This window comes from Streptomyces sp. NPDC014623 (genome assembly GCF_043088245.1).
GTDB lineage: Bacteria > Actinomycetota > Actinomycetes > Streptomycetales > Streptomycetaceae > Streptomyces.
This window is the reverse complement of sequence record NZ_JBIBZU010000002.1, coordinates 454,971-468,845: the sequence shown is the minus strand read 5'-3', so window position 1 is coordinate 468,845 and position 13,875 is coordinate 454,971. Positions and strand designations below refer to the sequence as shown.

At 69.9% G+C, this 13,875-nt stretch carries 12 protein-coding genes and 1 other RNA gene; 10 read left to right on the top strand and 3 right to left on the bottom strand.

Going from position 1 to position 13,875, the window contains the following annotated elements:
* Window position 1 precedes the first annotated feature (1 nt).
* Window positions 2-1,108, top strand: coding sequence for a peptide chain release factor 2 (gene prfB / locus ACF1FZ_RS06175; RefSeq protein ID WP_391772171.1), 1,107 nt, complete (start codon window positions 2-4; stop codon window positions 1,106-1,108).
* A 194-nt stretch (window positions 1,109-1,302) separates the two neighbouring features.
* Here prfB and ACF1FZ_RS06170 read toward each other — a convergent pair whose 3' ends face one another.
* Window positions 1,303-2,415 carry a hypothetical protein gene (locus tag ACF1FZ_RS06170; protein ID WP_391772170.1) on the bottom strand — a complete coding sequence of 371 codons (1,113 nt, stop codon included), beginning with the start codon at window positions 2,413-2,415 and terminating at the stop codon, window positions 1,303-1,305.
* A 124-nt stretch (window positions 2,416-2,539) separates the two neighbouring features.
* Window positions 2,540-2,731 (bottom strand): hypothetical protein, encoded by a 192-nt coding sequence (locus tag ACF1FZ_RS06165; RefSeq protein ID WP_391772169.1) that lies wholly within the window; start codon window positions 2,729-2,731, stop codon window positions 2,540-2,542.
* A 260-nt stretch (window positions 2,732-2,991) separates the two neighbouring features.
* Between ACF1FZ_RS06165 and ftsE the strand changes: the two genes are divergently transcribed.
* The 5 genes from ftsE (at window position 2,992) to ssrA (ending at window position 6,925) form a co-directional block, all read left to right on the top strand.
* Window positions 2,992-3,681 (top strand): cell division ATP-binding protein FtsE, encoded by a 690-nt coding sequence (gene ftsE / locus ACF1FZ_RS06160; RefSeq protein WP_099172927.1) that lies wholly within the window; start codon window positions 2,992-2,994, stop codon window positions 3,679-3,681.
* Window positions 3,682-3,716: 35 nt separating this feature from the next.
* The gene (ftsX, locus tag ACF1FZ_RS06155) at window positions 3,717-4,637 is read left to right on the top strand and encodes a permease-like cell division protein FtsX (RefSeq protein ID WP_391772168.1); all 921 of its coding nucleotides are present in this window, start codon (window positions 3,717-3,719) and stop codon (window positions 4,635-4,637) included.
* A 68-nt stretch (window positions 4,638-4,705) separates the two neighbouring features.
* On the top strand, window positions 4,706-5,893 hold the full coding sequence (locus ACF1FZ_RS06150) for a S41 family peptidase (protein WP_391772167.1): 1,188 nt from the start codon (window positions 4,706-4,708) through the stop codon (window positions 5,891-5,893).
* Window positions 5,894-5,911: 18 nt separating this feature from the next.
* Complete coding sequence (gene smpB / locus ACF1FZ_RS06145; protein ID WP_391772166.1) at window positions 5,912-6,400, top strand: SsrA-binding protein SmpB; 489 nt, start codon at window positions 5,912-5,914, stop codon at window positions 6,398-6,400.
* A 137-nt stretch (window positions 6,401-6,537) separates the two neighbouring features.
* Window positions 6,538-6,925: a transfer-messenger RNA gene (ssrA, locus tag ACF1FZ_RS06140) on the top strand.
* 103 nt (window positions 6,926-7,028) lie between these two features.
* Here ssrA and ACF1FZ_RS06135 read toward each other — a convergent pair.
* On the bottom strand, window positions 7,029-8,249 hold the full coding sequence (locus tag ACF1FZ_RS06135; RefSeq protein WP_391772165.1) for an MFS transporter: 1,221 nt from the start codon (window positions 8,247-8,249) through the stop codon (window positions 7,029-7,031).
* A gap of 84 nt (window positions 8,250-8,333) precedes the next feature.
* On the opposite strand from ACF1FZ_RS06135, the gene ACF1FZ_RS06130 reads away from it, so the two are divergent.
* From ACF1FZ_RS06130 to ACF1FZ_RS06115, 4 genes are all read left to right on the top strand, one after another.
* Window positions 8,334-9,305 (top strand): LysR family transcriptional regulator, encoded by a 972-nt coding sequence (locus ACF1FZ_RS06130; RefSeq protein ID WP_391772164.1) that lies wholly within the window; start codon window positions 8,334-8,336, stop codon window positions 9,303-9,305.
* 154 nt (window positions 9,306-9,459) lie between these two features.
* Window positions 9,460-10,122, top strand: a complete 663-nt coding sequence (locus ACF1FZ_RS06125; protein ID WP_391772163.1) for a hypothetical protein — start codon at window positions 9,460-9,462, stop codon at window positions 10,120-10,122.
* A complete protein-coding gene (locus tag ACF1FZ_RS06120) occupies window positions 10,123-12,339 on the top strand; it encodes a glycosyltransferase (protein ID WP_391772162.1) in 2,217 nt (738 codons plus the stop codon).
* The gene (locus ACF1FZ_RS06115) at window positions 12,336-13,778 is read left to right on the top strand and encodes an acyltransferase family protein (RefSeq protein WP_391772161.1); all 1,443 of its coding nucleotides are present in this window, start codon (window positions 12,336-12,338) and stop codon (window positions 13,776-13,778) included. The genes ACF1FZ_RS06120 and ACF1FZ_RS06115 overlap by 4 nt, the downstream gene beginning before the upstream one ends.
* The last annotated feature ends 97 nt before the right edge of the window (window positions 13,779-13,875 follow it).

Here is a 13,875-nt window from a genome sequence, read left to right as displayed (position 1 = left end):
CGTGGCAGTCGTCGATATTTCCGAAGAGCTGAAGTCCCTCTCCTCGACCATGGGGTCGATCGAGGCCGTCCTGGACCTGGATACGCTGAGGGCCGACATCGCCGCGCTCGAGGAGCAGGCGGCGGCGCCGTCCCTCTGGGACGACCCGGAGGCGGCGCAGAAGATCACCAGCAAGCTTTCACACCTCCAGGCCGAGGTCCGCAAGGCCGAGGCCCTGCGGAGCCGTATCGACGATCTCGGCATCATGTTCGAGCTCGCCGAGGACGAGGGCGACGCCGACGCGCTCGCGGAGGCGGAGACCGAGCTGGCGTCCGTCCGGAAGGCGCTGGACGAGATGGAGGTCCGCACGCTCCTCTCCGGCGAGTACGACGCACGCGAGGCCCTGGTCACCATCCGGGCCGAGGCCGGTGGCGTCGACGCCGCGGACTTCGCCGAGAAGCTCCAGCGCATGTACCTCCGCTGGGCCGAGCGGCACAACTACAAGACCGAGGTCTACGAGACCGCGTACGCCGAAGAAGCCGGCATCAAGTCGACCACCTTCGCGGTGGAGGTGCCGTACGCCTACGGCACGCTCTCCGTCGAGCAGGGCACCCACCGCCTCGTGCGGATCTCGCCCTTCGACAACCAGGGCCGCCGCCAGACGTCCTTCGCGGGTGTCGAGGTCCTGCCGGTGGTCGAGCAGACCGACCACATCGAGATCGACGAGTCCGAGCTGCGCGTGGACGTGTACCGCTCCTCCGGCCCCGGCGGCCAGGGGGTCAACACCACGGACTCCGCGGTGCGTCTGACGCACCTGCCCACCGGCATCGTCGTCTCCTGCCAGAACGAGCGCTCGCAGATCCAGAACAAGGCGTCCGCGATGAACGTCCTCCAGGCGAAGCTCCTCGAGCGCCGCCGCCAGGAGGAGCAGGCGAAGATGAACGCGCTCAAGGGCGACGGGGGCAACTCCTGGGGCAACCAGATGCGTTCGTACGTCCTGCACCCGTACCAGATGGTCAAGGACCTGCGTACGGAGTTCGAGATGGGCAACCCGGAAGCGGTCTTCAACGGCGAGATCGACGGCTTCGTCGAGGCGGGCATCCGCTGGCGGAAGCAGAGCGAGAAGTAACCGTATCCGTACGGTAGTTGAGCCCGGGCAGGGAAACCGCCCGGGTTTCTCGCGTGTACGGGGGCATTTTCGGCATGAGGGGAACCTGTGGTGAATGGGTCACAGTAGGGCCCCTGAATAACCGTCAAGTCGTCCGATAGCGGCGCACATGCCCCGGAACGGCCTTGACGTAGTACTTAACTCTGGACAGGGTGCTAGGGCAGCACGCGTATGTCTGGGACAGGCGTGATCGGGGGCGGGCGGGATGACCACGGTACGGCGTGGCCCCGCGGACATGTGACCCCGCAGGGCCGAGGACCGCATAGGGCTGCTCCATCGACGAGATCAGCTACTGGGGGTAGCAACAGATGACGAAGAAGACGCGGATCCGCGTCGCGCGTATAGCCGCCGGCGCGGTTATCGCCGCAGGTGCCTCGCTCACCGCAGCGGGCGCAGCACAGGCCGTCGGCATCGGCATCGGTATCGGGGTCGACGCCGACGAGAGCGGTGTCGACGCACAGGTCAACGCATCCACCGAGGGCCTGGTCGGTGGCGTTGACGGCGGTGGCGACAGTGGCGCCGGCGGTGTCGACGGCGGCGGCGACAGCGGTGCCGGCGGTGTCGATGGTGGCGCTGACGGTGGCGCTGACGGTGGCGCTGATGGCGGTGCCGATGGTGGCGCTGATGGCGGTGCCGATGGTGGCGCTGATGGCGGTGCCGATGGTGGCGCTGATGGCGGTGCCGATGGCGGTGCCGATGGCGGTGCTGATGGCGGTGCTGATGGCGGTGCTGATGGCGGTGCCGATGGCGGTGCTGATGGCGGTGCTGACGGTGGCGCTGACGGCGGTGCTGACGGTGGCGCTGACGGCGGTGCCGATGGCGGTGCTGACGGTGGTGCCGCGACAGGTGGTTCCGACGGTGGCGCGGCGACAGGTGGTGCCGCGACAGGTGGTTCCGACGGTGGCGCGGCGACAGGTGGTGCCGCGACAGGTGGTTCCGACGGTGGCGCGGCGACAGGTGGTGCCACGACGGGTGGTTCCGACGGTGGCGCGGCGACAGGTGGTGCCACGACGGGTGGTTCCGACGGTGGTGCTTGCGTCGTCGGTGCCGATGGCGCGGCCTGCGCCGACAACACCGACACGGACAGTGTCGGTAACCAGCCGGTCGAGCAGAGCAAGGGCAAGGACGAGCTCGCCGAGACCGGTGCGGCCGAGACCACGTTCCTCCTGGTCGGCGCCGCGACGATGATCGCCGGAGGCATCGGCTTCCGCATCCTGCCGCGTCTGGCCGGCGGCGGCCGCGCGGCCGTCTGACGTCCGTAAGCGCACGTTGAAGGGCCCGGGAGAGCCGAAACGGCCTCCCGGGCCCTTTCGTGCACCTGAACCGCTCCTGGGGCCGTACGCGCACGTCTCAGCCCCCGTGGAGCGGACGTGGCGCGCCCTCGGGCCCGGCTCAGACGGCCTGGTGCGCCAGCAGTGCCAGAGCGGCCACCAGGATCACCATCAGAGCTATCAGCGTCGCCGGGTTCAGCCCCGAGAACGGGCCCTGCTCCTGCATCCGCTCCCGGCTCGCGCGGCACACACGGCAGCGGCCCTCGTTCACGGGCGCCGCACAGTTCGCGCACACCAGTCGGTCGTAGGTCATGCGCAGTCCTCCTCCCGCGCGGCGGGAGCCGCATTCGCGTTCTCTCCGCACAACGCTCAGGGGAACGCAACCGTTCCCCCCCACCACTGTGCCAGCTCGCGCCGGTTTCGGCGCGGCCCGCCGGACAAGGCCCGGCCCGCCCCGTTTCGTTCTGTGCCGCTTTTCGTTACAAATCCCCCATTGCCGGACGCCGACTGCACGTGCTCACCGGCTTCGCGTATGGTCACGCTCACCTACCCCCGGCCTACCGTGGTGCATCCGTGATCCGATTCGACAACGTCTCCAAGACCTACCCGAAGCAGAGCCGTCCAGCTCTCCGGGACGTCTCACTCGACATCGAGAAGGGTGAGTTCGTCTTCCTGGTGGGTTCTTCGGGCTCCGGCAAGTCCACTTTCATGCGGCTCATCCTCCGCGAGGAGCGCGCCAGTCAGGGCATGGTCCACGTGCTCGGCAAGGACCTCGCGCGACTGTCCAACTGGAAGGTGCCGCAGATGCGCCGCCAGCTGGGCACGGTGTTCCAGGACTTCCGCCTGCTCCCCAACAAGACCGTCGCGCAGAACGTGGCCTTCGCGCAGGAGGTCATCGGCAAGCCCCGCGGGGAGATCCGCAAGGCCGTGCCGCAGGTCCTCGACCTCGTGGGTCTCGGGGGCAAGGAGGACCGGATGCCCGGTGAGCTCTCCGGTGGTGAGCAGCAACGTGTCGCGATCGCGCGGGCGTTCGTCAACCGCCCCATGCTGCTGATCGCGGACGAGCCGACCGGCAACCTCGACCCGCAGACCTCCGTGGGCATCATGAAGCTGCTGGACCGGATCAACCGGACCGGCACCACCGTGATCATGGCGACCCACGACCAGAACATCGTCGACCAGATGCGCAAGCGCGTCATCGAGCTCGAGCAGGGCCGTCTCGTACGTGACCAGGCGCGCGGCGTCTACGGCTACCAGCACTGAGCCTCTGCGCGAGCATCGAGTACTGAAAGGACGCCATGCGCGCCCAGTTCGTCCTGTCGGAGATCGGCGTCGGTCTTCGCCGTAACCTCACGATGACCTTCGCGGTCGTGGTCTCCGTCGCCCTCTCGCTCGCCCTGTTCGGCGGTGCGCTGCTGCTGCGCGAGCAGGTCGGCTCGATGAAGACCTACTGGTACGACAAGGTCAACGTCTCGATCTACCTCTGCAACAAGAACGACGCCAAGGACGTGCCCAAGTGCGCCAAGGGCGCGGTCACGGCCGAGCAGAAGAAGGAGATCAAGGCCGACCTCGAGAAGATGGAGGCCGTCGAGAAGCCGGTCCTCTTCGAGACGGTCGACGAGGCGTACAAGCACTACCAGGAGGAGTTCGGCGACTCGCCGATGGCCGGGAGCATCACGCCGGACCAGATGCAGGAGTCGTTCCGGGTCAAGCTGAAGGACCCGGAGAAGTACAAGGTGGTCGCGACGGCCTTCGCGGGCCGTGACGGGGTGCAGTCCGTCCAGGACCAGCGGAGCATCCTGGACAACCTCTTCGAGCTGATGAACGGCATGAACGTGGCCGCGATCTTCCTGATGGCGCTGATGCTGGTCATTGCGCTGATGCTCATCGTGAACACCGTCCGCGTCTCGGCCTTCAGCCGGAGACGGGAGACCGGCATCATGCGGCTGGTCGGGGCCTCGGGCTTCTACATCCAGATGCCGTTCATCATGGAGGCGGCCTTCGCCGGCCTGATCGGCGGGCTGCTCGCCTGCGTGATCCTGCTCGCCGGCCGGTACTTCCTCATCGACGGTGGCCTCGCGCTCCAGGACAAGCTGAATCTGATCGACTTCATCGGCTGGGACGCGGTGCTCACGAAGCTTCCGCTGGTCCTCGCGATCGGGTTGCTGATGCCCGCCGTCGCCGCCCTCTTCGCGCTGCGCAAGTACCTCAAGGTGTGACGGACGCCCCGTCCCGCATGCGGCCAACGAGCCCTGTGCGGGCGGGGCGTTGTCCTACACTCGGCCACATGCTGGGCCGTACGTACCATGTGAAACCCCGCGGTCTCTGCCGCGGGGCGGCCCTGACGTTGGTGTTCGCGAGCGTGCTGGTGACCGCTGCGGCCACCGGGTCGCTGCCCCGTGAGGACGGCACCGGCACGGAGATAAACGCACGTTCGGTGTCCTCCGCCCTCGGTTCCGTGGACCGTGAGGAGATCGCGGACGCGATCGCCGAGGCGGAGGCCGCCGGGAAGTCGGGCACGGACGCCGCGGAAGAGGTCGTCAGCCGCAGCGGCGACCGTTGGGGCGCGGTGTACGACGAGCGGGAGTACGAGGAGTTCGAGCAGGCCCTCGACGGCTCGTACACCGGGGTGGGGATCTCCGCCCGCCGCTCGGCCCGCGGGGAGGTCACCGTGTCCGGGGTCCAGCCCGGTGGCCCGGCCGACCGGGCGGGCGTGCGCAAGGGCGACCTGCTGCGCACGGTGGACGGCCGTACGGTCGGGAGGCGGCCCGTCGCCGAAGTGGTCGCGCTGCTGCGCGGGGACCGCACGAAGGCGGCCGAGGGCTCGACCGTGGTCCTCGGACTCAGCCGTGGCAGCCGCTCCTGGACCACGACCCTGCGCCGGGCCCGGCTCAGCGTGGACCCGGTGAGTGTCCGGCGCCTGGGGCGGAGCCCTTCCTCCGCCGTGCTGATCAAGGTCGCCGCATTCACCAAGGGTTCCGGCACCGAGGTCCGCGACGCCGTCGACGGGGCACCCGGGGACGCCGGGATCCTCCTGGACCTCCGGGCCAACGCGGGCGGTCTGGTCAGTGAGGCCGTCACCGCCTCCTCGGCCTTCCTGGACGGCGGGCTCGTCGCCACCTACGACGTGCACGGCGAGGAGCGCGCCCTGTACGCCGAGCCCGGCGGGGACACCGGCCGGCCTCTGGTCGTCCTGGTGGACGGCGGCACGATGAGCGCCGCCGAACTGCTGACCGGTGCGCTGCAGGACCGTGGGAGGGCCGTGACCGTCGGTTCACGGACCTACGGCAAGGGGGCGGTGCAGATGCCCAGCAAGCTCCCGGGCGGCTCGGTGGCCGAGCTGACCGTCGGGCACTACCGCACTCCGGCGGGCCGCAGCGTCGAGGGAAGCGGCATCACGCCGGACGTCGGGGCGGGTCCGGAGGCCCAGGAGCGGGGCGAGACGGTATTGAGTGGCCTCGGGGGTGGGTCGTAGTGCGAAAATGACCGCACTATGGCCAAGGAAAAAGACACCGGGCGCAAGATGATTGCGCAGAACAAGAAGGCGCGGCACGACTACCACGTCCTCGACACCTACGAGTGCGGGCTCGTGCTGATGGGCACGGAGGTCAAGTCGCTGCGGATGGGCAGGGCGTCGCTGGTCGACGGCTTCGTCCAGATCGACGACGGGGAGGCGTGGCTGCACAACATCCACGTCCCGGAGTACGTGCAGGGCACGTGGACCAACCACGCGGCCAAGCGCAAGCGGAAGCTGCTCCTGCACCGGGCCGAGATCGACAAGCTGGCGTCCAAGTCCCAGGAGACCGGCCACACGATCGTGCCGCTCGCCCTGTACTTCAAGGACGGCCGAGTCAAGGTCGAGATCGCGCTCGCCAAGGGCAAGAAGGAGTACGACAAGCGCCAGACGCTGCGCGAGAAGCAGGACACGCGGGAGACGAACCGCGCGATCGCGGCGGCCCGCCGGCGCCAGCGCCAGGGCTAGCGGCCACCCGGCCCGGGGCGCCCGCGCCGGAGCCGCCGGAATACAGTGGCATCCGCGTGCGTTGGTCACGTACGATGGGCCGTGCACCTCACAGAAGGTGCGCGGTTTGAAATGTTGTAAATTAAATACAGCAACATGGGGATGATCGGTTTCGACAGCGGATGTCGAAGCAGGGGAAGCGAGTCGAGGAAGCGGCAATGATCTCGTAAACCATATGTCGCAAACAATAATCGCCAATTCCAAGCGCGATTCCTCCGCCTTCGCCCTCGCTGCCTAACTAGCAGCTAAGCGAAGACTCTGCGGAGTGTCAGCCCGGGAGTGATCCCGACCCGGATCCTGGCATCAACTAGGGATCTAAACTTCTGAGCCCGGTCACGGGGCCCAGAAGGAAATCAAACAGTGACTGGGCCTGTCGGAGGCTTGTTCGCGTGACCTCCGGGGCCGAGAAAAGCATAGCGAACTGCACTCGGAGAAGCCCTGGTTCCGCACCGTTGGACGCGGGTTCGATTCCCGCCATCTCCACAACCCCATGTAAGCCTCCGTCCCGCGAGTCCTCTCGCGGGGCGGAGGCTTTTTCATGCCCGGGCCCGCGCTGCGGGCCGGGGAGCCGTTCCGCTGCGGCGCCTCATCACGCCGACCGGCACCGCGCCGCGTGCGCCGTCGCCGCGACGGCCAGGGCCAGGCCCGCCGCACACATCGGCGCCGTGTACCCCGTGGCCGTACCGGCATGCTCCACCAGCCAGCCGCCGGCCGCCGAGCCCGCCGCGATGCCGCCCAGCAGGGCGGTGACGGCGAGCGTCATGCCCTCGTTCAGCTGTCCGGCGGGAGTGAAGCGCTGGACCAGGGTCATGCCGGTGACCATGGTGGGGGCCGTGGCCGCCCCGGCCAGCAGCAGGCAGCCGGCCAGCACCGGCAGCGCATCGGTCGTGCTCGCGGCCAGCAGGGGCAGGGACATCAGGGCCGTCATGCAGGCCAGGCAGAACAGCAGCCTGCGGTGCACGTTCCCGGCGGGGCGCAGCGAACCGTAGACCAGCCCCGCCGCGCAGGAACCGGCGGCCTGGAGGGCCAGGACGGCGCCCCCCGCGTGGGCGATGGAGACGACCTCCATCGACCCGAACACCGCCCCCGTGGCCAGGAAGACGAGCAGCAGGGCGGGCATGCCGGGGTTGCGGAACGGGGTGGCGGCCGTCGTACGGGGTGTTACCGGGGGTTCGGTCGCACGCTGTGCGGCGAAGATCAGGACACCCGTCATGAGCAGGAGCGCGCCGGTGAGTGTGCCGGCTTCGGGGAAGAGCGCCCCGCACAGGGACGCGGCGAGGACCGGGCCGAGCATGAAGCACAGTTCGTCGGCGGCCTGTTCGAAGGAGTTCGCGATGTGCAGGGCGTCCGGGTCGCCCCGGTGCAGGTGGGCCCAGCGGGCCCGCGACATGCCACCGGTGTTCGGGGTGGTGGCCGTCGCGGCGTAGGCGGCGAAGAGCGTCCAGACCGGTGCGTCGTGGTGCACGCAGAGCACCAGGGCCAGTGAGCCGAGCACCGCGACCGCGGTGGCGGGCACCGCGATCCTGGCCTGGCCGTGCCGGTCGACGAGACGCGCGGTCCAGGGGGCGACCACGGCGGTCGCGGCCAGACCGGTCGCGGTGACCGCCCCGGCCAGGGCGTACGAACCGTGTGCCCCGGCGATCATGATGACGGCGCTGACGCTGAACATCCCCATGGGCAGCCTCGCGAGGAGGTTGCCCGCGGTGAACGCACGTGCTCCGGGGGTGGCGAGCAGCCGGAGATACGGATTGGACGGGGTGGTGGCGGGCTGGGGAACGGCGTGGGCCGGAACGGCCGTCTCGTGGGGCACGCGTCCACCCTCGGACCGTGCGGTTCACGGCGTCCAACACCTGCTCCGGGCCCATTCACGCGTTTCTGTTGTTGAATTGCCCGTGTGCCCGCCTCCGACACCGATCCCCGCCTCCTGCGCGCCTTCGTCGCCGTGGCCGAGGAACTGCACTTCACCCGCGCCGCCGGCCGGCTCTACGTGGCGCAGCAGGCGCTGAGCCGGGACATCCGCCGGCTGGAGCGCGAGCTGCGCCGGGAGCTCTTCATCCGGACCACCCGGCAGGTGTCGCTCACTCCGGACGGGGAGCGCCTCCTTCCGCACGCCCGCCGGGTGCTCGAGGCGCACGCGGCACTCTCCGCTGCCTTCGCGGACCCGGCGGACCGCCCGCTGCTCGTCGATCTGAACACCGACGGGATGACAGCGGCCAGGGTGCTGGCCCGTGCGCGGGAGCTCGCGCCGGAGTGCGAGCTGATGGCGCGCTTCGAGAGCGGACTGGCCTGGGCGGCCGGCGAGGTGCTCGCCGGCCGGCTCGACGTCACCTTCGGGCGGGCCGCAGGACTCGGTCCCGCCACGCTCGCCCGACTGTCCGTACAGCCGGTGCGGTACGAACCGATGGCTGTTCTCCTGCCGCACGGTCACCCTCTGGCAGGGCGTGAGACGGTCGCCATGAGCGACCTCACCGGTGAGACCGTCTACGCGGGGGCGGGCAACGCGCGCACCCTGGAGTGGACGGATCTCGCGAGCGCGCTTTTCGCGGAGTGGGACGTCGTCCTGGCCCCACCGGCCCCGCTCGCCGTGGGAGTGGCCGAATTCCAGCGGGTCATGGCGAAGACAGGGAACCCCGTCCTGGCTGTCGTCGGCTTCCCGCCGCTGCCGGGCACGGTGCTGCGGCCGCTCGTGCGGCCGGTGCCGCTCTCCCCGCTGCTGATGGTGTGGCGGAAGGGGGACGACCACCCGGGCCTGGCCGCCCTGCGGGCCGCGGTGGACGAACTCGCAGGAAGGGAAGGATGGATGGTACGGCCATCGATGTCCTGGCTGCCTGACGCAGATGCATCACTCATGGGTCACTGTTCATGAACAACAACTGATACCGCCCTCTGTACGGCGCTGTCGTGCGCTACATTCAGTGCTTCGGGTGCGCGGTGGCAGGTGGCGCGCGGACGGGTGGGGGCCCGGTCCGACAGCAAAGTTCCAGTCATTTCCCGCGCGCCTGTCTCATTGAGTGGGGGAAGTGCGAGCACCTGTGGAAAATTGGCGCGAAGGTACCCGGACCGGGCACACGCATGAGCCGAACGACGTCACCGTCCAACTGGACGGACTGGGACGTCAGCTCTCCGAACTGCCTTTCATACCCAGCCCGCCGGACCCTTCCGACGGCCCGGTGTTCGTCGACGAGAGCGGTCGCCGCAGCAAGACGTACAGGCGGGTGGGCTGGGTGCTCGCCGCGATCTGCGCCGTGTACGCGGTGACGCTCGTGGTCGCCGTGCTCGGCGGGAACTCCACCGCCCCCTGGCTGCCGCTGTCCGGGCAGCAGGAGAAGCGCGCGGAAGAGATCGAGGTGCGGCCCGCCCCCAGCGGCGATGTCGTGTCGGAGAGCCCCGGGGCCACGCCCGGCGCCTCCGCCCCGGCCCCCGCCGCTGCCGAAGTCTCCGCGCCGGACGGCGCCTCGGCGCCCCGGCAGGCCGAGCCCGGCACGAGCGCCTCGGCCTCCGTGGCCGACGGGCCCGCCCGGGACACCACTTCTTCGGCCCCCGCTCCGGACGACTCCGTCTCCGGGCAGCCGACCGGTGAGCCGTCCCCGGCGGTCACCCCCGAGCAGCCCGTCGAAGAGAGCCCGCCGGCGTCCCCGGAGCCCTCGCAATCACCGGTGCAACCACAAGAAGGCGCTCAGTAGATGACAACCCCCGTTTCCCGGGGCAGGCACCACCGGAGGAAGAAGCGGGCTCCCAGGCGCAGAATTCCCATGCGCTACCTGCTTCCGTCGTTCCTTCTCGTGGCCCTGCTCGCCATGCTCATGCTGCGCGGATACGTGCACAGCGAGATCCTCGCGGACCACCGGGTCCAGGCCCCGGCCCCCACCACCCAGGTGCCGGACGACGTGCTCGAAGGCGGTCCGGTCATCGACGCCCGCAGGACGGGCGAGGCCGCCGAAACGCTCTGGATACCCGACCACAAGATCGTCCTGACCTTCGACGACGGCCCCGACCCGGTCTGGACCCCGCGGGTCCTGGACGAGCTGAAGAAACACGACGCGCGCGGCGTCTTCTTCGTCACGGGCACCATGGCCTCGCGCTACCCGGACCTCGTGCAGCGGATGGTCGACGAGGGGCACGAGATCGGGCTGCACACCTTCAACCACCCCGACCTCTCCTTCCAGACGACCAGCCGCATCGACTGGGAGCTCTCCCAGAACCAACTGGTGCTGGCGGGCGCGGCCGGCATCCGCACCTCTCTCTTCCGGCCGCCGTACTCCTCGTTCTCCGACGCCATGGACGACAAGTCCTGGCCGGTCACGCAGTACATCGGCAGCCGCGGCTACCTCACCGTCGTGAACAACACCGACAGTGAGGACTGGAAGCGCCCCGGCGTCGACGCGATCATCGAGCGCGCCACGCCGGAGGGCGGCGAGGGCGCCGTCATCCTGATGCACGACTCCGGAGGCGACCGGTCCCAGACCGTGGCCGCCCTGGGGAGGTTCCTGCCGCAGATGCAGGAGAGGGGTTACGACTTCACCAACCTGACCTCGGCGCTCGGCGCCCCCAGCGCGCACACCCCGGTCACCGGTTTCGCGCTCTGGAAGGGCAAGGCGTTCATCGGGGCGGTGGAGATCTCCGAGCACGTCACCGGCGTCCTGGTGGTCGGCCTCGCGGCCATCGGCGTCCTGGTGATGGTCCGCTTCGGGCTGATGCTGCTGCTCTCCTTCCTGCACGCCAGGAAGGTGCGCCGCAAGGGCTTCAGCTGGGGGGAGCCGTTCACCCGGCCCGTGTCGGTCCTCGTCCCCGCGTACAACGAGCGTGAGTGCATCGAGGCCACCGTGCGGTCGCTGGTGGCCAGTGACTACCCGATCGAGGTCGTCGTCATCGACGACGGCTCGACGGACGGCACGGCCGACCTCGTCGAAGCGATGTGGATACCGAACGTCCGTGTCGTGCGCCAGCGCAACGCGGGCAAACCCGCGGCCCTCAACAACGGCATCGCGCACGCCCGTTACGACATCGTCGTGATGATGGACGGCGACACGGTCTTCGAACCCTCCACGGTGCGCGAGCTCGTGCAGCCGTTCGCCGACCGCCGGGTCGGAGCGGTCGCGGGCAATGCCAAGGTCGGCAACCGCGACTCGCTGATCGGCGCCTGGCAGCACATCGAGTACGTGATGGGCTTCAACCTCGACCGCAGGATGTACGACCTCCTGGGCTGCATGCCCACCATCCCCGGCGCGGTCGGCGCCTTCCGCCGGGACGCGCTGGACCGGATCGGCGGCATGAGCGAGGACACCCTCGCCGAGGACACCGATGTCACCATGGCGCTGCACCGCGACGGCTGGCGCGTCGTCTACGCGGAGAACGCCCGGGCCTGGACCGAGGCCCCCGAGTCCGTGCAGCAGCTGTGGTCGCAGCGCTACCGGTGGTCGTACGGCACGATGCAGGCCATCTGGAAGCACCGCCGTGCGGTCGTCGAGCGGGGGCCCTCGGGCCGCTTCGGACGGGTGGGACTGCCGTTCGTCTCCCTGTTCATGGTCGTCGCCCCGCTGCTGGCGCCCCTCATCGACGTCTTCCTGCTGTACGGGCTGGTCTTCGGCCCGACGGGCAAGACGGTCGCGGCCTGGTTCGGAGTCCTGCTGGTGCAGGCCGTCTGCGCCGCGTACGCCTTCCGGCTCGACCGGGAGCGCATGACCCATCTGATCTCCCTGCCGCTCCAGCAGATCCTCTACCGGCAGCTGATGTACGTCGTGCTGCTCCAGTCCTGGATCACCGCTCTCACCGGCGGCCGGCTGCGCTGGCAGAAGCTGCGGCGTACGGGTGTGGTGGAAGCGCCCGGCGGCACACCGGCCCGTCGCAAGGACAAGGACAAGGACATGGACATGAACAGGGACCGGAGGCCGGTGGCATGACCTACCCCGACCGGCCCCGGCAGGACGGCCCCGGACGCGACTTCGGCCCCTGGGCGTCCTCCGACACCGCCCGGCCGCCCTCCGACGGCACTTCGCCACCCCGTTCCGGTTCCTGGGCACCGTCGCCGCGGGGCAGCGCCCATCCGGCGCACACCGGTGCCGCGCACACCGCGCCGCTGCCCGTTCCGCCCGCCTCCGGACCCGCGGCGTACCCGGAGGAGCACGGACTCCATCCCACCGCCCCCCTCCCCGCGGCGTACCCGGAACGCGCACCCGCGGTCCCGGAGACCGGTCACGGGGCCCCCGCGCCCCGTGCCGAGCCGGGGCGGGACCGCTACCTCGACCTGCTCAGGGCCGTGGCCCTCGTCCGGGTCGTCGTCTTCCACCTCTTCGGCTGGGCCTGGCTGACCGTCCTCTTCCCGTCCATGGGCGTGATGTTCGCCCTGGCCGGTTCACTGATGGCCCGCTCGCTGGCCCGGCCGGCGGGAAGCGTCATCCGCAGCCGGCTGCGCAGGCTGCTCCCCCCGCTGTGGGCGTTCGCGCTGATCGTCGTGCCGGTGATGTTCGCGCTGAGCTGGAAGCCCGTCCGGGAGGAGGGGCTGTGGTGGTTCATCAGGATCGGCAGTTATCTCTTCCCGGTCGGCTCGCCCCCGTATCCCGGGGAGAGCGGTTCGGCCGGCGGATGGCTGGAGCTGACCTGGGCGGACCAGGCGGCCGGGCCTCTCTGGTACCTCCGGGCCTACCTCTGGTTCGTGCTCGCCTCCCCGCTGCTGCTCAAGGCCTTCCGCAGGCTGCCGTGGGTCACGCTGCTCGCCCCGGTCGCCCTCACCGCAGTGATCGGCACCGGCCTCGTGACGGTCCCCGGCGACTTCGGCGAAGGGCTCGTCGACTTCGCCGTGTTCGGCTCCTGCTGGGTCCTGGGCTTCGCCCACCACGACGGACTGCTGAAGGAGATCCCGCGCTACCTGGCGGTCTCGGCCGCCGCGATCCTCATGGGCTTCGGCCTGTGGTGGGCCTCCGGGCACCTCACCGCGGAGGGCTGGAACCTGGACGAGATCCCGCTCGCCCAGGCCACCTGGTCGCTCGGCTTCTGCGCGGTCCTCCTGATCTACGCCCCGTCCTGGCAGAAGCTCCCCAGCAGGCTCGCCGGGTGGGACAGCCTGGTCACCCTGGCCAACAACAGGGCCGTGACGATCTATCTGTGGCACAACCTGCTGCTGATGGCCGCCGCGCACCTCGTCGACGAGCTGTGGTCCGTGCCGTGGTTCGGCGACACGTTCGACACGTACCTGGAACGGTCGTACGAAGTGCTGGTCCTGCTCGCTGTCTGGCCGCTGATCGGGCTCGCGATCCTGGCGTTCGGATGGGTCGAGGACGTCGCCGCCAAACGCCGGCCGCGTCTGTGGCCGAACGGGGCGCAGCGGACGCGCCGGGCCTGACCTGGCGAGGGGTGCGGAGGGCCCGGCTCACCGCACCCCCGGCAGCCGAGTGAGAGCAAGGTTGCGCACCGGTCACCTCACGGCACCGTACCGAAAC